Origin of the sequence: Lysinibacillus sp. FJAT-14222, from assembly GCF_001278875.1 — a bacterium.
GTDB classification, from domain to species: Bacteria; Bacillota; Bacilli; order Bacillales_A; family Planococcaceae; genus Lysinibacillus; species Lysinibacillus agricola.
This window is the reverse complement of sequence record NZ_LIYL01000047.1, coordinates 1-1,608: the sequence shown is the minus strand read 5'-3', so window position 1 is coordinate 1,608 and position 1,608 is coordinate 1. Positions and strand designations below refer to the sequence as shown.

Genomic DNA, 1,608 nt, shown 5'->3' with positions numbered 1-1,608 from the left:
CCATAGCTGTCAACTTAAGAAAAATGTGTATTCCTTTTAAAAAGTTGGTATAGATAATTACTAACTTTTTGAAAGGAGTTTTTTTATGATGATGCCAAAACATGTACAGTTACTCCAAAAGTTATTTGAATTCATTCGCCCTGAAAGAGTAGATGAAATCGCAAGGGAAACTGGTTTCATCAAAAGAAAGCGCCTTGTAACAGCTAGCGATTTTCTTTCTTTACTTTTTCATGTTCACGGTAATTTAGTAGACTGTACGATTCAAGAACTATGTACAAAATTACTAACAGAACAAGATATTTTGATTAGTCGTGCAGCTGTAGATAAAAAATTCACACCTGAAGCCACAGCTTTTTTACAGCGGCTCATTCAAGAGTTTTTACTCGAACAACAACAACTACAGCTCCCATCGCTCTCTTTGACGGATTCATGGCCGTTTTCAAGTATTCGTGTATTGGATTCCACTGTCGTTAGCGTGCCAGAACGTTTCAAAAAACGCACACAAAAAACTCAACAAGCATCAGCGAAAATTCAGTTTGAATACGATATTCTTTCTGGTCAATCGACATTTCTTCACGTTGCTTTCCAAAATATCAATGATGCTAAGATGGGCGCCAGTAGGATTCCATTTATTACAGAGAATGAACTCTGTATGCAAGATTTAGGTTACTTTAGCTTTGAAAATTTTAAAAAGATAGAGAGCAAAGAAGCATTTTTTATCTCAAAAGTGCGAACAGACGGGTATGTAGCTTTTAAAAATCCATTCCCATCGTATCATCCAAATGGCAAAGTGATTCAAAGTAGTCTGTATCATCGGATTGATTTAGTGGCGCTTTGTGAAAAGTTAGTACCAGGAGAATATTTAGAATTAGAAGAAGTTTATTTTGGACGAGATGCCCATTTTCCAGCCCGCTGTATTATTTTTTCGCATAATGAGCACCGTGAGGAACAACAAATCCAAAAAATTAATCGCCGGGCTGTCAAATCAGGAAAGGTACCAAAACAAGTGGTGCGTGATTTAGCAGGCATTACCATTTATATATCCAATCTGCCCGAGTGGATCTCTGCACGTCAAATCGTTGAATTATATCGCTTGCGTTGGCAAGTCGAATTAACTTTTAAAGTATGGAAGTCTAATTTGGAAATAGACCATTTCAAAGTGATGAAGAAGGAAAGGTGGCTCTGCCATTTATACGGCACCATCCTCGTCTATTTAATTAGCCAATTGATTGCGTATCAATTGAGAAATTTCATTTGGGAAGAGAAACAAGTAGAAATTAGTGAAGTGGTCGCTACAAGCAGTATCGCTACAGTCGTTTTACCTAAACTTTACGAAATGAGTATAAAAAAAGGGCAGTCGTTTAAAGACATAGTCCAAGCAGCTACTCAATTACTTCTAAAAACCGCTAGGAAACCGAAATCCATCAAGGGGACAGCCTTTAAACGCCTTCAACTTATATAGAATAACCAAAAATTACCATATCTATAAGGGTAGTTTATTTGGTATTCCCAAAAATACTTTCCCTCTTTCTATAAACGTAAAACTCATTGTTCATTAAAAAAATAATCAATTGGATATTTTTTAAAATCTTAAGTTGACAGCTATGG

General features: G+C 36.0%; 1 protein-coding gene. It reads left to right on the top strand.

The window, feature by feature from the left end; translation table 11 throughout:
• Positions 1 to 85 precede the first annotated feature (85 nt).
• Positions 86 to 1,462, top strand: coding sequence for an IS4 family transposase (locus tag AN161_RS19945; RefSeq protein WP_053596084.1), 1,377 nt, complete (start codon positions 86 to 88; stop codon positions 1,460 to 1,462).
• The last annotated feature ends 146 nt before the right edge of the window (positions 1,463 to 1,608 follow it).